We start from the raw sequence: 3339 nt of genomic DNA on the forward strand, positions 1-3339 counted from the left end.
AGTAGAGTCTATAACCCATTTTTCTTGAGATAGTATCTTATATACGTATGTTTTTTTATCAAAAAAACGTTCAGTCGAGTAAAAATATGATTGGTTTATTTAGGTAGAACAATAAGTTATTAACCTATTGATTTTATTTATAGTTCTGGCTATTTAATTGCTTTTGTTTTGTGGGTTGTTTAACTAATCAATTATTGGCATTCTACATCCACCAACTAAGGGACTGTTTGGTGACCGATAAAATGTAGAGTAATCAAGGACACAGGAAATAGGATATTTCCATTAATGTGGATACGGATTTAATCACAAGGATAGATAAAGACGGTCTTGCTTGGACGCATGTGTTGTACAGACAACTATTTTTCTTGTCTAAAAGGAGTTTCGGCTCCTTTTATTTTTTATTTGTTTTCTGCTATTCCATCCCAATGTTATCCTTATTCGTAAGTTTTATATAAGGGATAAATGATGACATTAGAACAACGCATTTTAGCGAAATTGCTCTTGATTGAAGAAGAGATGAAGAACATTGAGCTATGGCAATTAGAATCTCCTACTGAACAAGCATTTGAAAGTGTTGAGCCTTTCTGTATTGATACAATGAGTGCTCATGAATGGTTACAGTGGGTATTAATTCCACGATTGTCATCAATGATTGAAAATGAGATGCCATTACCTAATACATTTGCAATCGCACCTTATTATGAAGAAGCATTTAAAGAAGATAAGTGCCGAGATGTGACTGATTTACTCAATCATTTGCGTGAACTTGACGCAATGTTTAAATCATAAGGTCAATAATGCTAGATATTATTTATCAAGATGAGCATCTTGTTGCGGTGAACAAACCTGCGGGTTGGCTTGTTCACCGCAGTTGGTTAGATAGACATGAAACCGTGTTTGTCATGCAAACACTAAGAGATCAAATAGGGCAACATGTTTTCCCTGTGCATCGTCTAGATAGACCCACATCAGGTGTTCTAGTCATGGCGCTTTCTTCGGATGTTGCTAGGGCGCTAGCTCAATCTTTTGAACAACATAAAACCGAAAAAATTTATCATGCTGTTGTTCGAGGATACGTTGAAGAAGCATTTGTTATTGATAGTCCTTTAGTCGAGGAACACGACAAAATTGCAGATAAATTTGCAACTCAACCTCCCAAAATTCAAGATTGTGTAACGCACTGCCAGCCATTAGGGACTGTTGAAAAAGAGGTGGCTATTGGGCGTTATCCTACATCTCGATTTAGTTTATTAGAACTACGTCCTGAGACGGGGCGCAAGCATCAATTACGTCGTCATATGTCTCATATTCGACACCCCATTATTGGTGATACCGCTCATGGTGATTTACGTCAAAACCGTGGTGTCGTAAATCATTTTCAATCTCATCGCTTGATGTTACATGCAAGTCATCTAAACTTAATTCATCCAATCACATTGCAACCGCTTAACTTAACAGCTAAATGGGATCTGCCTTGGCAACACCTTATTAATCAATTTGGTTGGCGTGGTTTAAGAGCTGAATTAGAGCAGCATGGTGAAGATTTAGCCCACCATTTTTAATTCCTTTCTTATTTCAATATTGCTTTCAATACGTGACTATCAAGATTTTTTTACTTAGGTCTTGATAGTTTGCGCAAATTTATAATCTAATATAACTATTTGTAAAATATATAATTCTATTAATTGATCTGATCACATGTTTGAAACGTGACAGCAATCATGTATTCATTAAGCGATTTATTTTATGATGTAAAATAAATAAGGCTTATCATTAGATAAGTTTATGAAATAAACCCACGCTACTTTAAATAAATAAAGACTTACAACATATAAAAACCCACATTCCGGGAGTCTGTTTGATGTTTAAAAACCTATTTGTTGTTTTACAAAAAATCGGAAAATCCTTGATGTTACCGGTATCTGTACTGCCTATTGCCGGTATTTTATTAGGGGTTGGTTCCGCTGATCTTTCATGGATCCCTTCCTCTGTTTCTCAAGTTATGGCAGAAGCAGGCGGTTCGGTTTTCTCTAATATGCCACTTATTTTTGCTATTGGTGTTGCTTTAGGTTTTACCAATAATGACGGGGTATCAGCACTGGCCTCTGTTGTGGCTTATGGCATTATGTCAAAAACTATGCTGGTAGTGGCACCTTGGGTATTAGGTTTATCACCTGATAGTGTTGAAATACAACGTTTAACTGATACTGGGGTACTCGGTGGGATCATTGCGGGTATTATTGCCGCATCAATGTTTAACCGCTTTTATCGTATTAAACTTCCTGAATATTTAGGTTTCTTTGCAGGTAAACGCTTTGTCCCTATTATTTCTGGTTTGATTGCGATTTTTGTGGGTATTCTTCTATCCTTTATTTGGCCACCTATCGGTACAGCTATCCAGCGTTTTTCTGAGTGGGCTGCGTATCAAAACCCTGCTGTTGCTTTTGGTATTTATGGTGTTGTAGAGCGTGCGTTAGTCCCATTTGGTTTACATCATATTTGGAACGTGCCGTTCCAAATGCAAGTGGGTGAATATGTAAATAGCGCAGGACAAGTATTCCACGGTGATATTCCACGCTATATGGCAGGTGATCCAACTGCTGGGATGTTATCTGGTGGCTTCTTATTTAAAATGTTCGGCTTACCTGCGGCTGCCATCGCTATTTGGCATACAGCACGTCCTGAGAATCGTGTAAAAGTGGGAGGCATCATGATTTCTGCAGCATTGACTGCCTTCTTAACAGGGATCACTGAACCTATCGAATTCTCATTTATGTTTGTCGCACCTATTCTTTATGTTATTCATGCTATTTTAGCGGGTTTAGCATTTGTTATTTGTATCTTGTTAGGTATGCGTGATGGAACAAGTTTCTCTCATGGTTTAATTGACTTTATCGTATTGAGTGGTAACAGCAGTAAACTGTATCTATTCCCAATTATTGGAATACTTTATGCGATAACTTATTATTCTATTTTCCGTTTCTTAATTGTGAAGCTAAACCTAAAAACGCCAGGCCGAGAAGTAGAAGATAAAAACGCGAAACAAGCTGATAAAAGTGCAATGGGACAATCTTTAGTCGCTGCGTTTGGTGGTAAAGATAATATTAGTAGCTTAGATGCTTGTATTACTCGTTTACGTATTGGCGTTAAAGAAATTGAAAAAAGTCGATAGAGATGAACTGAAAAAGACTCGGTGCCGCGGGTGTTGTGGTTGTTGGTTCAGGTATTCAAGCGATTTTTGGTCCTAAATCAGATAAACTTAAAAAACAGAGATGGATGAATATATTCGGTCTTTGAATTCTGGTGAGTGATAAATAATAGCCTTTAATTAAAAAAACA

Annotated in this window: 2 protein-coding genes and 1 pseudogene; all 3 read left to right on the forward strand. The window is 37.0% G+C overall.

What is annotated here, in order from left to right; translation table 11 throughout:
* Window positions 1-465: 465 nt before the first annotated feature.
* Window positions 466-789 (forward strand): YqcC family protein, encoded by a 324-nt coding sequence (locus tag BHE89_RS12850; protein ID WP_069367237.1) that lies wholly within the window; start codon window positions 466-468, stop codon window positions 787-789.
* Window positions 790-797: 8 nt separating this feature from the next.
* The gene (gene truC / locus BHE89_RS12855; protein ID WP_069367238.1) at window positions 798-1562 is read left to right on the forward strand and encodes a tRNA pseudouridine(65) synthase TruC; all 765 of its coding nucleotides are present in this window, start codon (window positions 798-800) and stop codon (window positions 1560-1562) included.
* A gap of 299 nt (window positions 1563-1861) precedes the next feature.
* Window positions 1862-3311: pseudogene (gene ptsG / locus BHE89_RS12860) on the forward strand (PTS glucose transporter subunit IIBC).
* Window positions 3312-3339: the final 28 nt, after the last annotated feature.

The organism is Shigella sp. FC1967, from assembly GCF_001743005.1.
Lineage (GTDB): Bacteria > Pseudomonadota > Gammaproteobacteria > Enterobacterales > Enterobacteriaceae > Proteus.

Excerpts from the sequence above, each read along its gene's own strand:
- BHE89_RS12850 (WP_069367237.1), top strand. The coding sequence starts at position 466 with ATGACATTAGAACAACGCATTTTAGCGAAATTGCTCTTGATTGAAGAA.
- truC (WP_069367238.1), top strand. The coding sequence starts at position 798 with ATGCTAGATATTATTTATCAAGATGAGCATCTTGTTGCGGTGAACAAA.